General features: G+C 40.4%; 17 protein-coding genes. 7 read left to right on the forward strand and 10 right to left on the reverse strand.

The genetic code is table 11. From position 1 onward, the window contains the following. Positions 1 to 34: 34 nt before the first annotated feature. From groL to miaB, 9 genes are all read right to left on the reverse strand, one after another. Positions 35 to 1,663: a chaperonin GroEL gene (gene groL / locus BUC17_RS07780; protein ID WP_073363126.1), complete on the reverse strand. Its 1,629-nt coding sequence runs from the start codon at positions 1,661 to 1,663 to the stop codon at positions 35 to 37. Between the two features lie 42 nt (positions 1,664 to 1,705). Then, positions 1,706 to 1,981 (reverse strand): co-chaperone GroES, encoded by a 276-nt coding sequence (locus BUC17_RS07785; RefSeq protein ID WP_073363128.1) that lies wholly within the window; start codon positions 1,979 to 1,981, stop codon positions 1,706 to 1,708. 144 nt (positions 1,982 to 2,125) lie between these two features. Further along, the gene (secG, locus tag BUC17_RS07790) at positions 2,126 to 2,488 is read right to left on the reverse strand and encodes a preprotein translocase subunit SecG (protein ID WP_073363129.1); all 363 of its coding nucleotides are present in this window, start codon (positions 2,486 to 2,488) and stop codon (positions 2,126 to 2,128) included. Between the two features lie 3 nt (positions 2,489 to 2,491). Then, positions 2,492 to 3,319: a hypothetical protein gene (locus BUC17_RS07795; RefSeq protein WP_073363192.1), complete on the reverse strand. Its 828-nt coding sequence runs from the start codon at positions 3,317 to 3,319 to the stop codon at positions 2,492 to 2,494. A 2-nt stretch (positions 3,320 to 3,321) separates the two neighbouring features. Beyond that, positions 3,322 to 3,822 (reverse strand): LptE family protein, encoded by a 501-nt coding sequence (locus tag BUC17_RS07800; protein ID WP_073363131.1) that lies wholly within the window; start codon positions 3,820 to 3,822, stop codon positions 3,322 to 3,324. Positions 3,823 to 3,875: 53 nt separating this feature from the next. Then, positions 3,876 to 4,673, reverse strand: coding sequence for a hypothetical protein (locus BUC17_RS07805; RefSeq protein ID WP_073363133.1), 798 nt, complete (start codon positions 4,671 to 4,673; stop codon positions 3,876 to 3,878). A gap of 52 nt (positions 4,674 to 4,725) precedes the next feature. Next, positions 4,726 to 5,985, reverse strand: a complete 1,260-nt coding sequence (locus BUC17_RS07810; protein ID WP_073363134.1) for a sigma-54 interaction domain-containing protein — start codon at positions 5,983 to 5,985, stop codon at positions 4,726 to 4,728. A gap of 11 nt (positions 5,986 to 5,996) precedes the next feature. Further along, positions 5,997 to 6,500 carry a YcxB family protein gene (locus BUC17_RS07815; protein WP_073363136.1) on the reverse strand — a complete coding sequence of 168 codons (504 nt, stop codon included), beginning with the start codon at positions 6,498 to 6,500 and terminating at the stop codon, positions 5,997 to 5,999. Between the two features lie 3 nt (positions 6,501 to 6,503). Further along, positions 6,504 to 7,955: a tRNA (N6-isopentenyl adenosine(37)-C2)-methylthiotransferase MiaB gene (miaB, locus tag BUC17_RS07820; protein ID WP_073363138.1), complete on the reverse strand. Its 1,452-nt coding sequence runs from the start codon at positions 7,953 to 7,955 to the stop codon at positions 6,504 to 6,506. A 249-nt stretch (positions 7,956 to 8,204) separates the two neighbouring features. On the opposite strand from miaB, the gene topA reads away from it, so the two are divergent. The 7 genes from topA (at position 8,205) to BUC17_RS07855 (ending at position 17,859) form a co-directional block, all read left to right on the forward strand. Next, the gene (gene topA, locus BUC17_RS07825) at positions 8,205 to 10,709 is read left to right on the forward strand and encodes a type I DNA topoisomerase (RefSeq protein ID WP_073363139.1); all 2,505 of its coding nucleotides are present in this window, start codon (positions 8,205 to 8,207) and stop codon (positions 10,707 to 10,709) included. A 6-nt stretch (positions 10,710 to 10,715) separates the two neighbouring features. After that, positions 10,716 to 11,867 carry a formimidoylglutamase gene (locus tag BUC17_RS07830; protein ID WP_073363141.1) on the forward strand — a complete coding sequence of 384 codons (1,152 nt, stop codon included), beginning with the start codon at positions 10,716 to 10,718 and terminating at the stop codon, positions 11,865 to 11,867. A gap of 220 nt (positions 11,868 to 12,087) precedes the next feature. Continuing rightward, on the forward strand, positions 12,088 to 13,500 hold the full coding sequence (gene porK, locus BUC17_RS07835; protein ID WP_073363142.1) for a T9SS ring complex lipoprotein PorK/GldK: 1,413 nt from the start codon (positions 12,088 to 12,090) through the stop codon (positions 13,498 to 13,500). A 61-nt stretch (positions 13,501 to 13,561) separates the two neighbouring features. Continuing rightward, positions 13,562 to 14,191: a type IX secretion system motor protein PorL/GldL gene (gene porL, locus BUC17_RS07840; protein WP_073363144.1), complete on the forward strand. Its 630-nt coding sequence runs from the start codon at positions 13,562 to 13,564 to the stop codon at positions 14,189 to 14,191. A gap of 53 nt (positions 14,192 to 14,244) precedes the next feature. Then, positions 14,245 to 15,780, forward strand: a complete 1,536-nt coding sequence (gene porM / locus BUC17_RS07845; RefSeq protein WP_073363145.1) for a type IX secretion system motor protein PorM/GldM — start codon at positions 14,245 to 14,247, stop codon at positions 15,778 to 15,780. 41 nt (positions 15,781 to 15,821) lie between these two features. Next, complete coding sequence (gene porN / locus BUC17_RS07850; protein WP_073363147.1) at positions 15,822 to 16,733, forward strand: type IX secretion system ring subunit PorN/GldN; 912 nt, start codon at positions 15,822 to 15,824, stop codon at positions 16,731 to 16,733. A gap of 55 nt (positions 16,734 to 16,788) precedes the next feature. After that, positions 16,789 to 17,859, forward strand: a complete 1,071-nt coding sequence (locus BUC17_RS07855; RefSeq protein ID WP_073363149.1) for an NAD(P)/FAD-dependent oxidoreductase — start codon at positions 16,789 to 16,791, stop codon at positions 17,857 to 17,859. Here the strand turns inward: BUC17_RS07855 and BUC17_RS07860 are convergent. After that, on the reverse strand, positions 17,825 to 18,211 hold the full coding sequence (locus tag BUC17_RS07860) for a DUF983 domain-containing protein (protein ID WP_073363151.1): 387 nt from the start codon (positions 18,209 to 18,211) through the stop codon (positions 17,825 to 17,827). The genes BUC17_RS07855 and BUC17_RS07860 overlap by 35 nt on opposite strands. Positions 18,212 to 18,250: the final 39 nt, after the last annotated feature.

Genomic DNA, 18,250 nt, shown 5'->3' on the forward strand with positions numbered 1-18,250 from the left:
CCGTCGGATTTTTTTATGCTTAAGTTAGTTAAGCTTACATCATACCGGGCATACCGCCGCCCATCGGCATTGCAGGAGCTGATTCCTCTTTGACCTCCACCAAAGCACATTCGGTGGTTAATATCATTCCTGCTACCGAAGCCGCATTCTCCAAAGCAACGCGTGTTACTTTTTTCGGATCGATAATCCCTGCTTTCAACATGTCAACATATTCATCGGTTTTGGCATTGTATCCAAAATCTCCTTTGCCATCGGCTACTTTTGCTACGACTACAGAACCCTCTAAACCAGCGTTCTCTACAATTGTACGTAAAGGCGACTCCACGGCACGAGAAACAATTTGAATTCCTGTCGCTTCATCTGCATTTTCAGCTTTTAAATCGGCTAAGGCTGCTTTGGCACGCAATAAAGCTACACCGCCACCCGCTACAATACCTTCTTCTACGGCGGCACGCGTTGCATGTAACGCATCGTCAACACGGTCTTTTTTCTCTTTCATTTCTACTTCAGAGGCAGCACCAACATACAATACGGCCACACCACCGGCTAATTTAGCCAATCGCTCTTGCAGTTTTTCACGGTCGTAATCCGAAGTCGTGGTCTCAATTTGCGCTTTAATTTGATTCACACGATTTTTAATCATGTCGGCATTACCAGCACCGTTGACAATGGTCGTGTTGTCTTTGTCGATAGTTACTTTTTCAGCAGTTCCCAACATTTCAAGCGTCGCATTTTCCAAGGTAAAGCCACTTTCTTCAGCGACAACTGTACCTCCTGTTAAAATAGCGATATCTTCCAACATGGCTTTTCTACGATCACCGAAACCGGGTGCTTTTACAGCAGCAATTTTCAAGGCACCGCGTAATTTGTTGACCACCAAAGTCGACAACGCTTCTCCATCCACATCTTCGGCAATAATCAATAACGGTTTCCCTGATTGTGCCACAGGTTCAAGGATAGGCAACAATTCTTTTAAAGAAGAAACTTTTTTATCGTACAATAAAATGTAAGGGCGGTCTAAGTCCACTTCCATTTTTTCGGCATTGGTTACAAAATAAGGGGACAAATACCCGCGGTCAAACTGCATTCCTTCTACAACATCAACGTACGTGTCAGTTCCTTTTGCTTCTTCTACAGTGATTACACCTTCTTTTCCAACTTTAGAAAAAGCGGTCGCAATTAAATCGCCAATCACTTCGTCGTTGTTGGCCGAAATTGAAGCCACTTGTTTGATTTTCTCCGAAGAGCTGCCTACTTCTTGAGATTGTTTTCCAAGATCGGCCACAATGGTTTCCACAGCTTTATCAATACCGCGTTTTAAATCCATTGGATTTGCTCCCGCAGCAACGTTTTTCAATCCTTCTTTAACAATGGCTTGCGCTAAAACGGTGGCTGTAGTGGTTCCGTCACCCGCTAAATCATTGGTTTTTGAAGCTACTTCTTTCACCATTTGAGCCCCCATATTTTCGAGCGCATCTTTCAATTCTACTTCTTTAGCAACCGAAACACCATCTTTCGTTACTGTTGGGCCACCAAAGGATTTTGAAATGATTACGTTACGGCCTTTTGGACCTAAAGTTACTTTTACCGCATTGGCCAAAGCGTCTACTCCGCGTTTTAACCCATCGCGTGCTTCAATGTCAAATTTGATATCTTTTGCCATAGTTTTAGTTTTTTAAATTTTTGATTTGTTAATCCTGTTTTCTTAAATGATGGCAAGGATGTCATCCTCGCGCATGATTAAATAATCTTTACCGTCGTATTTAAGTTCGGTCCCAGCGTATTTGCCATACAATACGGTATCGCCCACTTTGACAGTCATCGTATGGTCTTTCTTACCGTTACCTACTGCAACGACAGTGCCTCGTTGTGGTTTTTCTTTTGCAGTGTCTGGAATGATAATTCCTGCTGCGGTGGTTGTTTCTGCGGCCGCAGGCTCAACCAAAACTCGATCAGATAAAGGTTTAATGTTTAAAGCCATAATCAATTATTTTTAGTTTGTTATTTTTTTGTTTGCCTCGTTTATTTCAGAAATTGTGCCAAGGGGTAAAAACTGCCAATTTTTCAGTTCTACTGTCAGTGAATTTTCAGTCAAAAAAAAAGTCCCGAAGTGGGACTCTTTTCTTTATTTTTTTTCTGGAGTGGCTGGGGTCTCAGCGGGTTTTGGAGTGGCATCACCCGGTTTCGCTTCCTTAGCATCTTCTGGAGCTGGAGCTGCTGATTGACTTGCATCGATGATTTTGTCTGTACTGCCGCCAGAACCTGGAAAGCTCATGCTCGACAATAAAACTAATACAATCAACGCTGCACCCAATACCCAAGTACTCTTATCTAAGAAATCGGTTGTTTTTTGTACACCGCCTAATTGTTGCGTTCCTCCTAAGGCAGAAGATAATCCTCCTCCTTTAGGATTTTGAACCATTACTACGATGATTAACAGAAAACAAACAATCGTAATTAAGACCAAAAAGATTGTAAATGTGCTCATTGTTTAGGGATTATTTTGTTGTAATTTTTTTATTTCCTCAATTCGGTCTGCAAAGAAACTACTTTTTTCTGGATATTTCAAAATTAAAATTTCATAGGCTTGAATTGCCCGTGGGTACTTTTTCTGTTCCAAATACACCTTGGCTAAGGTTTCGGTCATTAAGTAACTTTTATCGGGGGATTCCATGGCTATCGCTGTTGGCGTGCTGTCCTTTGATATCGCAGGTATTTTCGGATTAGTTTCTATAAACTTATCGATGAGTTCCAATTTTTTTGAACGGGCATCCCCATTTTCCCGTGGGGCAGTGGCGGCAGGAATTTCTTTTCGCTCAATAGGTTGAAAGCGCGAAAGTTGAAGCCACTCCTGAAAACTATGCTTTTCTTCGGTGTTGAAGGGTAAAGGTTTTCCGAGTTCCAAGGCTTCAGCGGGTTGGGGTTCTACCTTTTCCACTTCTCCTGATTTTTCGATGGTAGCCAATAGCGATTGCTGCAACGGATCGACCGCCACAGGAATAACGACGATTTCAGAATCAATGACTTCCATGTTCAACAATTCAGCAACCTTACGATCATACAATGTATTATCAATCGTGGTAAACTGTGTTGTTGTAATAAAGTCAAACAAGACACTGCGGTCATGGGTGTAGGCCGCGGTTTTTTTTAACGCATCATTGTATTGGTAACTGTCGAGATTGTATAAATGCTTCAACTGCAAAACACGGGCGCTTTGAAAATAGGGGTATTTTTCCAAAATCGGTTCCAATTCTCGAAATTGCCGATCGTTGATGGCATAGGGTTTATTGAGTAAGTAGATGTAGTCTGTGCTATTCATACCTACCATTTTGCCAACGATTCATTAATAATATCTTGTGTGATTCGATTGAAGATGAAATCGACAACTTCAGTAAGCTTGCTTCCCGTCAATTGAGCATTTCCTTCATAATCTTGAAAAAAGGAAAAACGTTTTTCAAAATTTTCCTCTTCTTTATTGGCATTGGTAAATTTAACCAATACCGTAATGGTCAATCGGTTTTGGGCTGCTGTAAAATTGGCAGTTGACGTCATTGGCGACACGCGATAGTCTACAATTTCACCTTCATACACCAAATCGCCATTGGAGGAAGTCAAACTTAATCGCGTTTGGTTTTGAATGGCCTCTTGTAATTTGTTGGTGAAAATCCGTTCGATTCCCGGTTCAACCAATGGAGCTGTGTTTTGAAAATATTTTACTTGTACGGTTTTGGCGTCGGTTTGAATCCCCGTAAAACTATATCCTCCACAACCGTTGAGAAATACAAGCAAAGCTCCTAAAGAAATCCACCGTAATGCTTTCATGAATCAAATTGATAAGACCGCTAAAATAAAGCAATATTTCGAATTGAGGAAGATTAATTCCCGTAATAATACTCTTGGAAGGCAGCAATTGTTCCCGGCGTATCATTCACATATTCTTCGGAAGTAAATTGTAACGAGCGTTCCCCAGGAAGTACACCATAAGTGTAGCGAAGCGCTGCGGGAGCGCCGTGGTGGCATTCCTCAGGGACATATTCTGAAGTGAACGCATGAGCCAAAAATTCAGGTGCTATAAAATTTTTAACCATGGCCAAAGCAGCAGTGTATCGTCCCAACTCCGTACGGTAGGTCATCATGGTATTGTAATTGTAATTCCGACTCACGTTTGAAGTCATAGAAGTACGCGTGTAGGAAGTCAAATTTCCCGCTACATAGGTCATTAGATACCCAGTCGATTCAGTGCCTACCATGTCGACAATTTGGGTAGCTTTCTTATCGGCGTTGAATGTCACCGAGCGAACTACACCGTTGTGCGTATAGGTGTAGGTGTTTGCAGCCGAGTTATGCGTTACAGTATTTCCGTTGATACTGGCGACGATGCCGTTTGTGTTGTACGTAAAGGTATAACTGCTGGTTTCAGTGCCATTGGTGAAAAGTCCAACGCGTGTGATTTGATTCAAATTGTTGTACGTATAACGTTCTACCACCTGATTCTGGCTATTGGTCGCTTCCGTTAACTGTCCTGAGGTATTGAATTTCCAATGTAATTCTTGGGGGGAATTTCTAAAAAGAACCACTTCTCGAAGCGCTGTAGCATTGGAGGCGTTATCCGTGTCGTTGGAACAAGAAAAAAAACTTACGGTAAGTATTGCTAAAACAAGTAGTTTTTTCATGGTAGGTTAAATTGGGCTTCAAATGTAAATGTATTTCTGTTTAAGCAATTATTTATAGGTCAAACTGCTTGATTTTTCGATAAAGTGTACGTTCAGAGATACCTAGCTCATCCGCAGCGGCTTTTCGACGTCCTTTATTTCGCTCTAATGCCTTTTTGATTAACTCGATTTCTTTTTGCTCCAAACGCAATACTTCTTCCTCCTCTACGGTTTCAGCAAAAAGATAATTGTGTTCAGCATCATCATCATGAAATTCCTCTTGGTGCGTTTCCACAGTAGGCTGGTACACCGCTACCGTGGTTTCTGGAGAAAAAGTAGTGTTTTCCTCGGTTTTGCCATAAATTTTTTGAATCAAACTCGGATTGATATCCTGTACGTTTTTGCCGTTTTTCATCAATTCTAAAGTGAGTTTTTTTAGGTCATTCAAATCACTTTTCATGTCAAATAAAACTTTGTACAGGATGTCGCGCTCCGTAGCAAAATCACTCTCCGATTTGCTTTGCGAAACCACACTAGGCAAATTGCGTTGGTCCATCGGGATGTACCCTGCCAACGTGGCTGCACTAATGTCGCGCTTGGTTTCCAAAACCGAAATTTGTTCAGCAACATTTCGCAATTGACGAATGTTTCCTGCCCAACGGTAATTGACTAAATACCCCACGGCATTATCTTCCAACTTAATGGGGGGCATTTTATATTTGTGTGCAAAGTCGGCAGCAAATTTTCGAAACAACAAATGAATGTCATCGCGGCGTTCGCGTAAAGGAGGTAATCCTATTTCTACCGTACTTAAACGATAGTATAAATCTTCTCTGAATTTTCCTTTTTCAATGGCTTCATGCATATTCACATTGGTAGCCGCCACGATGCGCACATTGGTTTTTTGAACCTTGGACGAACCCACTTTGATGAATTCACCATTTTCCAAAACACGTAATAAACGCACTTGGGTAGTTAAGGGTAATTCACCCACTTCATCCAAAAAAATGGTACCGCCATCGGCAACTTCAAAATAACCTTCGCGTGTTTGTGTAGCCCCTGTAAACGACCCTTTTTCGTGTCCAAAAAGTTCACTATCAATGGTGCCTTCGGGAATAGCTCCGCAGTTGACCGCAATGTATTTGCCGTGTTTTCGATGGGAGAGCGAATGAATGATCTTGGGGATGCTTTCTTTTCCAACACCGCTTTCACCCACCACCAGCACCGAAATATCGGTAGGGGCCACTTGAATGGCTTTTTCTATGGCGCGATTCAATTTGGCGTCATTTCCGATAATTTCAAAACGTTGTTTGATACTTTGTACACTTTCCATACGTCAAGGAATTAATGCAATTGTTTTTTTACGGGCACGGCCTTTAATAGTGTTCGGATGGCTTCTATTTGGTCGGGTTGTAGTTGTGATTTAAAAATAGGTAAAGCCGAATTGTGTTGGGTGTAAATCAAAAACCAACGTTTGGTCTCTTTGATTTGGTAAATGGAATGCCAACTGCGGGTTACTTCAAAAGTGCTTCCTTTTTGTTCGATTTCTTTTTCATTCAAACGCAAGTGATGTATCTCTTGATTTTTAGGGTTTTGCAACAAAGAACGTTTTAACGTCCAAAGTAAATAACCGTATATCAGGAGTCCAATGCCGACCAACAGCAAACCGTTAAAGGAAGCTACCCAATATTCGGGGAGTTGGTAATAAAAAGCGGCAAAAAGACTGCCTCCCAATAAAATACCAACCGTAAAGAGCAGCAGTTTTACGATGGGCTTTTCAAACAATACATACCGCGTAGCCAAAGCCATTTCTTGCAGATCGGGTCGGTATTGAATATGAATTTCCATGGGTTACGATTGCATGCGCTCTGCGTAGCCAACAGCTTCTCCGATGAGCGTTGCCGAGGTGCAGTCGGTAACTTTAACCATCACAAAGTCGCCGGGTTTGTAATTTTCTTTAGGGAAAACCACTACCGTGTTTTGCGAGTTTCTTCCACTCCAATGGGCATCCGAACGTTTGGATTCTTTTTCAATCAATACTTCAACTTCTTGTCCTAAAAAGCGGCGGGTACGTTCCCAGCCTAACTTTTGTTGCAGCGCGATAATTTCATTCAAACGACGTTTTTTAACCTCTTCAGGAACATCATCCTCCATTTTACGAGCCGCCAATGTTCCCGGACGTTCCGAATAGGCAAACATGAATCCAAAGTCATATTTCGCATGTTCCATCAAGGATAAGGTGTCTTGATGATCTTCCTCTGTTTCAGTCGGGAAGCCAGCAATCATATCTTGTGAGAGCGAAATTTCTGGAATGATTTCATAGATTTTATCGACTAGGGCCATGTATTCTTCGCGGGTATGTTGGCGATTCATGGCTTCCAGTATACGCGTACTTCCACTTTGCACAGGGAGGTGAATGTATTTGCAAATATTATGGTGTTTCGCCATGGTTTCAATCACCTCAATATGCATGTCCTGCGGATTGGAGGTCGAAAAGCGAAAACGCATTTTTGGGAATTGTGTCGCGCACATGTCCAAGAGTTGAGCAAAATCTACAGCCGTTGCTTTTTGCATTTCGGTTGCTTTGACAAAATCTTTTTTCAAGCCACCCCCATACCATAGATAACTGTCCACATTTTGTCCCAAAAGGGTTACTTCCTTGTAGCCTTTATCCCATAAATCTTGAATTTCAGACAAAATACTTTGGGGTTCCCGACTGCGTTCGCGTCCACGCGTAAAAGGGACTACGCAAAAGGTACACATATTGTCACAACCGCGCGTGATCGATACAAAAGCGTTCACACCATTGCTATTCAAGCGCACAGGCGCAATATCACCATAGGTTTCTTCTTTGGACAAAATCACATTGATGGCATCGCGACCGTCTTCTACCTCTTTTAATAAGTTCGGGATATCTTTGTAGGCATCGGGACCTACTACCATGTCAACGATTTTTTCTTCATCCAAGAATTTTTCTTTCAAACGTTCGGCCATACAACCCAAAACGCCCACTTTCATCGTAGGGTTGATTTTTTTTACCGCATTGTATTGCTCCAAACGCTTGCGAACGGTTTGTTCGGCTTTGTCACGAATCGAACACGTATTTACCAAAACCAAATCGGCTTCCTCCAAATTTTGGGTTGTATTGTACCCTTCATTCGCCAAAATCGAAGCAACTATCTCACTGTCCGAAAAATTCATCTGACAGCCATAGCTTTCAATAAACATTTTTTTGGTATTCCCTTGACGTTCGTCGAGAATCAAACTTTGACCTTGTATACTTTCGTTAATTTCTTTTTCCATCGACCTTTTGCCGTTCAATTGCGTGAAACGGACTGCAAAGATAATACTAAAATCAAAAATATGACAAGATGGCAGTGTTAATCTTGAGGGGGAGCTATTTTACCGCCAATTTTAAAAAGAGTAGCCATAAAAGTAGACAAATACGCTTTTTAATTAGGTGTCTTTTGGCAACACAAACAAAGGCATTTGAAAACGCTTACTCTTGGAATTTAAAAAAAACACCTACTTTTGCCCCAAACAAAACAATGAATGGCAAAAAATTTAGTGATTGTAGAGTCGCCTGCCAAGGCCAAAACCATTGAAAAATTTCTCGGGAAAGATTTTCAGGTGGAATCGAGTTATGGACATATTGCCGATTTGCCCTCTAAGGAAATAGGCGTTGACGTTGCCAATGGATTCAAGCCCAAATACGAAGTTTCTCCCGATAAAAAAGCCTTGGTTAAAAAACTCAAAGATCTTGCTAAAACAGCCGAAATGGTGTGGTTGGCTTCCGATGAAGACCGGGAAGGAGAAGCGATTTCCTGGCATTTGGCGGAAGAGTTGAAGTTGGATCACCAAAAAACAAAACGCATTGTTTTTCATGAAATTACGAAAACGGCTATCCAAAAAGCGATCGAAAACCCACGAGGAATCGATTATAATTTGGTCAATGCGCAGCAAGCCCGTCGTGTACTCGATCGTTTGGTAGGGTATGAGTTGTCGCCCGTGTTATGGAAAAAAGTAAAAGGGGGACTCTCAGCAGGACGTGTACAATCGGTTTCTGTGCGTTTGATTGTGGAGCGCGAACGCGAAATCCAAGCCTTTAAACCCGAAGCCTCCTACAGCATTTCTGCCGAATTCACCAACGAAGACGGTAAAGTAGTAAAAGCGAAATTGTCTAAAAACTTTACTACGCGTCAACAAGCTGAACAGTTTTTGCAAAGCAATATGGCGTCTACTTACAAAGTAGGCGATTTAGAAACCAAACCTGCGAAGAAATCACCAGCACCACCATTTACAACGTCAACCTTACAACAAGAGGCAGCCCGTAAATTGTATTTGCCGGTGGGTATTACGATGCAAATTGCTCAGCGTTTGTATGAAGCGGGGTTAATTACTTATATGAGAACGGATAGTGTTAACTTATCCCAAGAAGCGATGGCGGCTGCAAAAGCTGAAATTTCTCGTTCGTATGGGCCTGAGTTTAGCAAACCACGAAATTTCAATACCAAATCAAAAGGGGCGCAAGAAGCACACGAAGCGATTCGTCCCACCGATATGTCGCGTCACTCCGTTGATATTGATCGCGACCAAGCCCGTTTGTATGATTTAATTTGGAAACGCACCTTGGCTTCACAAATGAGTGACGCCGAATTGGAGCGCACCAATGTCAAGATTGTGGCCAACAACCATTCCGAACAATTTGTAGCTTCAGGGGAAGTCATCAAGTTTGAAGGCTTCTTAAAAGTGTATTTGGAAGGTCATGATGACGATGAAGAAGAGCAAGAAGGCATGTTGCCCGCCATGAAAGTTGGAGAAACATTGTTGAATCGATGGATAACAGCAACGGAACGTTTTTCTCGTCCGCCAAGTCGTTATACTGAGGCTTCTTTAGTAAAGAAATTAGAAGAGTTAGGGATTGGTCGTCCTTCTACCTATGCACCAACAATTTCAACTATTATTGGTCGTAATTATGTTGAAAAAGGAAGTTTTGAAGGGCAAGAACGCAGTTATCAGCAATTAACCTTGAAACAAGGGAAGCTTTTGGCCCAAACCTTAAAAGAAAATGTAGGTTCTGATAAAGGAAAATTAGTGCCTACCGATATTGGGATTATCGTGAATGATTTCTTGGTTAAAAACTTTGAAACGATTCTCGACTATAATTTTACGGCAAAAGTTGAGCAAGATTTTGACGAAATCGCTGAAGGTAACCGCGATTGGGCAGCGATTATGAATGATTTCTACAATCACTTTCATCCCAATGTAGTGGATGTGGAACAAAATGCCGATCGGGAAAGCGGGGAACGGATATTGGGTACCGATCCCAAAACAGGAAAACCCGTCTCAGTGCGTTTGGGGAAATTTGGACCCATGGCACAAATCGGTGAGGCAGAGGATACGGCCAAACAATTTGCCAGTTTACGTCAAGATCAAAACATCAGTACCGTTACGCTAGAAGAAGTCTTGAACTTGTTTGAATTACCCAAAAAATTAGGGGTATATCAAGGCGAGGAAATTGAGGTCAACAATGGGCGTTTCGGACCCTATGTGCGTTTTGGGAAACAGTTTATTTCACTTCCCAAAGGGATGGACCCTATGGACGCGACTATGGAGTTGGCACAACAATTAATTGATGAGAAGAATCAAGCCGATGCTCCCATTGGTTCTTACGATGGGTTGCCCGTTCAAAAAGGAGTTGGACGCTTTGGTCCCTTTATTAAATGGAATGGGATGTTTATCAATGTGAGTAAGAAATATAATTTCGACCATCTTTCAGACGAGGATATTCAAAATTTAATTGTAGATAAACTCCAAAAAGAAGAAGAAAAAGTACTTCAAGAATGGCCTGAGGAGAAAATCCGTATCGAAAAAGCGCGTTGGGGACGCTCGGTCATTTTGAAAGGAAAATTAAAAGTAGAATTAAACAAGGATGTTGATGCTACGAAGTTGACTTTAGAGGAGGTAAAAGCCCTGTTGGAGAAAAAAGCACCAGCAAAGAAAGCGACTGCCAAAAAGGCTCCAGCTAAGAAAACTGCAACAACCAAAAAGAAATAAAAGGTTATGGAATTTGATTTTCTAACCCCCTTGGAGACCGATCTGGTAATCGATATCAAACGATTGTCTTCACAACAATTGGGACAAAAAGTTGTATTTCACACCCAAGAAGCTTTTCCCGATGTAACCCAAATAGATATTGCCATTATAGGCGTGCCTGAAAATAGAGGGGCGCAAAGTTATGTGGCGCTCGAGGATCTTTCCGAAGTACGAATGCAATTGTATCGCCTGTTTCCTGGGAATTGGAATAAAATTATTGCCGATATGGGCGATATCAATCCGGGGAATTCGCCCGAGGATACCTATTATGCTTTGCGAAAGGTAGTTTCCAAGTTATTGAAGAATAAAGTTATACCTATTATTATTGGAGGTTCTCAAGATCTAACGTATGCCGTTTACAGAGGGTATGATGATTTAGAACAAATGGTCAACTTGGTCGCGATTGACAACCGTTTTGATTTTGGCAAACAGGATGATAGTATTCCCGCGTTGGCGTACTTATCCAAAATGATTGTTGAAGAGCCAACCAATTTGTTTAATTACAGCAACGTAGGGTATCAAACGTATTATAATTCACAAGAGGAAATCGATTTAATCGAGAAATTATATTTTGATGCCTACCGATTAGGCGATGTGAGTGCGCAAGTAGCTCTTGCTGAACCTGTTTTTCGGGACGCTGATTTGGTGAGTTTGGATATGACCTCAGTGAAATCCTCGGATTCGGGTAATTTTATCGATTTTCAACCCAACGGATTTAACGGAAAAGAAATTTGTGCTTTGGCACGTTACGCAGGGATTAGCGATAAAGTAAGTGCCTTTGGGATTTTTAACCATCAAGCCACAGCTCAAGAAGCGCCACTTATGGCACAAATTATTTGGTATTTCATGGAAGGCGTAAATTTCCGTTCCAATGAATATCCTTTTGGTAGCCGAGAGCACTATCTAAAATATATTGTGCCTTTTGAGAACGAAGAAATTGTGTTTTACAAGAGCAATAAAACCGACCGCTGGTGGATTGAAGTTCCATTTTTTTCAAACATACACAATAAGCTTCATAAAAACACGTTATTGCCCTGTACGCATGACGATTATTTAGCGGCTTGCAATCAAGAGTTCCCCGAGCGCTGGTGGAAGGCACAACGAAAGAGTATTTTATAAAAATTAAGCAACATTTGTAAGAAAAATATTGCAAAAAACACTAAAATTGCTTTTAAGCGATAAAAAAATGCACTTTATCGACACTTTTTTATGGTCAATTCAACTTTAGTTGTATTTTTGATTTGTGAAAAAAATTTTAAGAAGCAAATAATTGTTTTTTTGAAAAATAATAGATAGGTTTACGGCCTCAAAAAAAATAACATAAATTAACCCAAGTTATATGAAGAAGTTCATTGCGTTTGCATCTGTTTTAACCCTATTAGCCAGCTGTGGAAAGTCCAGTGACAAGGGCGAATTAGTAGGAGTTAAGGGTAAAAAATGGCATCCTGAAAAACCCTACGGAATGACATTGGTTCCCGGTGGAGCTTTCATCATGGGTAAATCAGATGATGATTTAGCTAATGTACAAGATGCACCTACGAAAACAGTGACCGTTCGTTCCTTTTACATGGACGAAACAGAAATCACAAACAGTGAATACCGTCAGTTTGTAGAATGGGTTAAGGACTCTATCATTCGCGTGCGTTTGGCTATCTTAGCTGATGAGGTGGGTGTAAAACCTGGAGCTGGGAAAGGTGGAAAAGGCGGTGGAAGTATCGGTGATTTCGCTTTTGCAGATCAAGATCCAGCGAAAATGACGCCTTACGACAAATACATGTACGAGAATTATTACAGTGTTGGTACAGCTGATGATCCGTATGCTGGTCGTCGTTTGAATCGTAAAGTAAAATTGATTACCGATACAAAAAAATATCCAGATGAATATTATGTAGAGGTTATGGACTCTATGTATTTGCCAGCTACTGAATCGTACAATGGTTTACGTACCATTGATGTAAACAAATTAGAATTCCGTTATTCATGGATGGATATTCAAGCAGCTGCCAAAGCTAAAGTAGGGAAACGCAGCAAGTTCATCCGCAATGAGAAAACAAGAGTATATCCCGATACCACTGTATGGATTAAGGACTTTGCTTACTCGTATAATGAACCAATGCATAATGATTACTTCTGGCACCAAGCGTATGGGGACTATCCTGTAGTAGGTGTGAATTGGAAGCAAGCGAAAGCATTTTGTGCTTGGAGAACGTTAAATAAAAATGTATATATCAAATCCAAGAAAAAAGGAAGAGATCTAGTAAACTCTTTCCGTTTGCCAACCGAGGCAGAGTGGGAATATGCGGCACGCGGTGGTCTAGAATCAGCAACCTATCCTTGGGGTGGACCTTATGCTAAGAATGATCGCGGTTGTTTTATGGCTAACTTCAAGCCAAATCGTGGGGACTATGCTGCCGACCAAGCCTTGTACACTGTTGAAGCCAAATCATTTGAGCCCAACGGATACAACTTGTATAACATGTCAGGTAACGTAGCCGAATGGACCGATTCATCGTATGATGCTGCTGCTTACGAATACGTATCAACAATGAACCCTAATGTTCCCGATACGTCCAACAAGCGTAAGGTTGTTCGTGGCGGTTCATGGAAAGACGTAGCCTACTTCCTTCAAGTAGGGACTCGTGATTTCGAATACCAAGATACAGCACGTAGTTACATTGGTTTCCGTACCGTACAAGATTATATGGGTACGCAAGTAACTGGTAATGCTGGAAAAGCGGGAAGACGTCGCTAATTCAAATTGTATATTAACTAACTTAATTATATTAAACTTAACTAACTAAATTATTATTATTATGGGACTATTACCACCTAGAGTTATGAATTTCACCTACGGTATGGGTGCGGCTGTTGTAATTATTGGAGCGTTGTTCAAATTGATGCACTGGCCAGGAGCAAGTTTGATGTTGATCATCGGTTTGAGTACAGAAGCTTTGATTTTCGGTCTTTCTGCTTTTGATGCTCCTGAAAAAGAATTGGATTGGTCTTTGGTGTATCCTGAGTTAGCAGGAGGTCAAGCTAAACCACGTGAGAAAAAAGAAAACCCAACAGAAGCTCAAGGTTTGTTGTCACAAAAATTAGACAACTTATTGAAAGAAGCTAAAATTGATGGTGAATTGATGGCTAGCTTAGGAAACAGTATCAAAAACTTTGAAGGTGCTGCAAAAGCCATTTCTCCAACCGTTGACTCGGTAGCTTCTACTAAAAAATATGCAGAAGAGATGACCAAAGCGGCTACGCAATTGGAAACTCTAAACAGTTTATATCAAGTTCAGTTACAAGCTGCTGAGCGCAACGCGCAAATCAACAACGAAGTAGCTGAGAACAACTTAAAATTAAAAGATCAAATGCAGTCGTTGGCTTCCAACTTACAGTCGTTAAACTCTGTATATGGAGGTATGTTATCTGCAATGAGCAACCGATAATTAGTTTTAAACGCTCATTATTTATTTTAACGAATTAAAACTAATTAGAAGAAATGGCAGGAGGAAAATTAACCCCTAGACAGAAGATGATTAACCTGATGTACTTGGTTTTCATCGCGATGTTGGCATTGAACATGTCGAAAGAAGTACTTTCGGCGTTCGGTTTGATGAATGAAAAGTTTAATGGAATTAATGCAACTCAAACGGAACAAAATTCGAAGCTTGCCCAATTATTAGGACAAAAAGCTGCTGAGAATCCAGGATTTGCTGCATCATTGGCTTTATCAAAGCAAGTAAATACGGCTACCAATGAGTTTTATGATTTCATTGAGCAAGTTAAAAATGAAGATATCTTAAAGGATTTCAAACCTGAAAACGGTGTTTTACCTTACGAATCCATGGATAAGTCGAATATCGATGAGAAATGGTTCAAAGGTGATGGATATTCCAAAAGAGGTCAAGAAATTATTGAACGTATTGATGCTTATCGTAACAAAATGAAAGAGTTGTTTGGAAAAGATGCCAAATACCAACCTCTTTTAAATAAAATCGATAAAATGTTTAGCACTGAAAAAATCAAAGATAAAGAAGGTGTTAACAAATTGTATTTAGATTACCACTACAAAGGATTTCCAGCTATTGCATCTGTAGCTAAGTTAACAGCTTTGCAAAATGACTTGAAAACCATTGAAAACGAATCATACAACATTTTCTTAGGAAACGCGTATAAAGAAGCAGCTTCTATGAAGAACTTCCAAGCTATTGTAGTTCTTGATAAAAATGCATACTTCGAAGGAGAAACAATCAAAGGTAAAGTTGTTTTAGGTCGTTATGACAAAAACACTGTTCCTACAAGTTTCTCAGGTCCTGGTAAAATTGAAAATGGTCAAGCCGTTATTTCGATGACTGCAGGTGGAGTAGGTGAACATAAATTAGGAGGTAAATTTACTTTCTTAGAAGATGGAAAGCCTGTGCCACTTGATTTCGAAGGTTCTTATGTTGTTGTACCACGTCCTAATTCTGCCAACATTTCAGCAGATAAAATGAATGTGGTGTACCGTGGGTTATCTAACCCAATGACAATTTCTTTTGCAGGTATTTCTGACAACAATGTAACAGCTTCAGCCCCTGGTCTTCGTTCAATTGGAAAAGGAAAGTATGATTTGAATCCTGGTACAGGAACCGAAGTAACCATTAATGTTACAGGAAAAATGGGTGATGGTAAAACGGTTTCTGATAGAAAAGTTTTCCGTATCAAAAATATTCCTGCACCACTCGGAGCAATTGGTGGAAAAGAAGGTATTCAAAAAGGTGCAAAATCGCGATTACAAGCTTCACAAATTACTGCTGTATTACCCGATTTCTTGTATGATTTAAAATTCAAAGTTACTCAATTTGCATTTAAAGTACCTGGACAAGCCTCTATCGTAGTAAATGGAGATCGTTTGAGTCCTCAGTGTATTGCTGCTTTAGCACGTGTATCAAAAGGAGATCAAGTCACCATTTCTGACATAAAATGTAAAATTGATGGAGGAGGTTCTGAAGTAAAAATTAAAGATGCAGCTCCTGCCATCTATGAAATACAATAATGCTTAACGAAAGCCGTTGTACCTTAAATAACTGAATTAAAATGAAATTGAAAACCCTTTTATTAATTGCCATCGGAGTGATAGAAACATCTGTTTCTGCGCAATCGAATTTATTGAATGCTAAAACTCCGGATGAAATCGGTAAAAAGACGGCTGCTCAGTTGGAATCCGATAATGACAAACCACTACCGTATGGTTATGTGCATGATCGTGATGTATTGATGGGTAAAATGATCTGGGAAAACATTGACTTGGACGAACGAGTGAATTTCCCCCTTTATTACCCGGTAGATACCGCGTATGTTGGGAAAGAACGACGTTCCTTATTCGCAGTCTTGTTAAAAGGTATCAAGGATGGAAAGATAACAGAAGTGTATGCTGATGATTATTTTAATATCAAGAAATCTTTGAAAGATATGGAGTCAGTTTTCAAATATATTGATACAACTGAAGCAGGTATTGATGAGATGAATAATTATCTAGATGATTATAAATCAGGTCGAAAGGTTTTAGATAAGCAATATATTAATGAAACTGAGTTAGATGCTTCTGATATTTCGGGCTACAAAGTAAAAGGTTTTTGGTACTTCGACAAACGTCAAAGTGAATTGAAATACCGCTTAATGGCTATTTGTCCACTAGCTGTTGAGGCTCGTGATAAAGCGAAAGGTAATAACGACCCTATTGAATTATTCTGGGTTTATTTTCCTTCAGTTCGAAACATTCTGCACGAAGCCAAAGCCTTCAATGACCGAAATTCCGCCATGCCTATTACGTTTGATCAATTATTGAATTCACGTCGTTTTAATGGTGTGATTTATAAAGAAGAAAACGTATACGGTGACCGTACGATTCAAGATTACATGAAAGATAACGCACAGTCCCAGCTCCTCGAGTCAGAGCGCGTTAAAGAGAAAATACGTAATTTTGAACAAGACATGTGGAATTACTAAATTTCAATTTCAATTCTAAACATAGAAACTCCTACCTTTGGTGGGAGTTTTTTTTATGATAACACACGATTATATCATTGTTGGTGGCGGTTTAGCCGGTTTAGCCTTTGCACAGTATTGTCGCAAAAATAACCGCACGTTCCTGTTGTTCGAGGATGCTTCTCAAAATGCTTCGCTGATCGCCGGAGGGCTTTACAATCCTGTTGTACTTAAACGATTCACCTCGATATGGAATGCCCAAGAACAGCTTCAAAATGCCCATGATTTTTATCAAGAATTATCCGCAGATCTTCAATGTACGTTAGATTACCCCTTACCGCTGTACCGTGTGCTTCATTCCGTTGAAGAACAAAATAATTGGTTTGCCGCGGCCGACAAACCCGCTTTAAGTTCGTTTCTATCGACTCCATTGGTGCACAATGCGCACCCTTTCATAGAGGCTCCCTTTCATTTAGGAAGCGTTTCAAATTGCGGCTATGTCGATACAAAAATGGTATTGCAACATTTTCATCAACGCCTTGAAAAAGAAGAAGTGCTTATTCGAGAAACCTTTAACTATGGAGATATCGCTCTAGAGGAAACAGGTGTTACTTATCACGAAATTAGAGCCAAACACATCGTTTTTGCCGAAGGTTTTGGGTTGTCTCAAAATCCTTTTTTCCATACGCTTCCCCTTGACGGCACCAAAGGGGAGTTGTTGGTCATTCGTGCCCCCGAATTAAAGTTGGAGGCCATTTATAAATCCGGAGTCTTTATTTTTCCTTTAGGGAACGATCTTTATAAAGTAGGCGCCACCTATGATTGGCAAGACAAAACCGATAGGCCTACCCCTGCAGCGCGTGAAGAATTAATTCAAGGATTAAAGTCTTTTATAAAAATTGATTTTGAAGTGGTTGCCCATTACGCAGGTGTGCGGCCCACCGTCAAAGACAGACGACCTCTAGTCGGTACACATCCATTGCATTCCAATGTACATATTTTGAATGGCATGGGAACTCGTGGCGTACTGCTAGCGCCCGCTATGGCCAAGGCTTTGTTTGAATCTTTAGAAAGGGGAATCCCTCTAGATCCTCATATCGATATCCGACGATTTAAGCATTTTTACGCCAATCCTTATCGTAATTGACAAACATATTGATATAAATGTTTCGTGCAATGCGAGCGGTGATAGGCATTAACACTAAAATCCCAATCCCCAAAGCGATAAATGACGTCTTGGCTGAGAGCCCAAGAATTAATTTGGTGATTACAAAAATAGCCACGCCAAACGCAATCGAAACACCATAAGCCACATACATGGCTCCATAAAAAAACGAAGGTTCAATTTCATAGCGCAAATGGCAATGACTACAGGTTTCATGCATGGTGTAGACTTTACTCAATTTATATGGATTTTTTTCCACATACATGTTTTCTTCCTGACATCGAGGACAACTTCCTGTTAAAATACTATTGATTTTCCAGCCTTTTTTTAACATTTGCAAATAATTTGATACAAAGGTAAAATAACCCTTTTT

Origin of the sequence: Flavobacterium fontis (assembly GCF_900129405.1) — a bacterium.
Taxonomy (GTDB): domain Bacteria; phylum Bacteroidota; class Bacteroidia; order Flavobacteriales; family Flavobacteriaceae; genus Flavobacterium; species Flavobacterium fontis.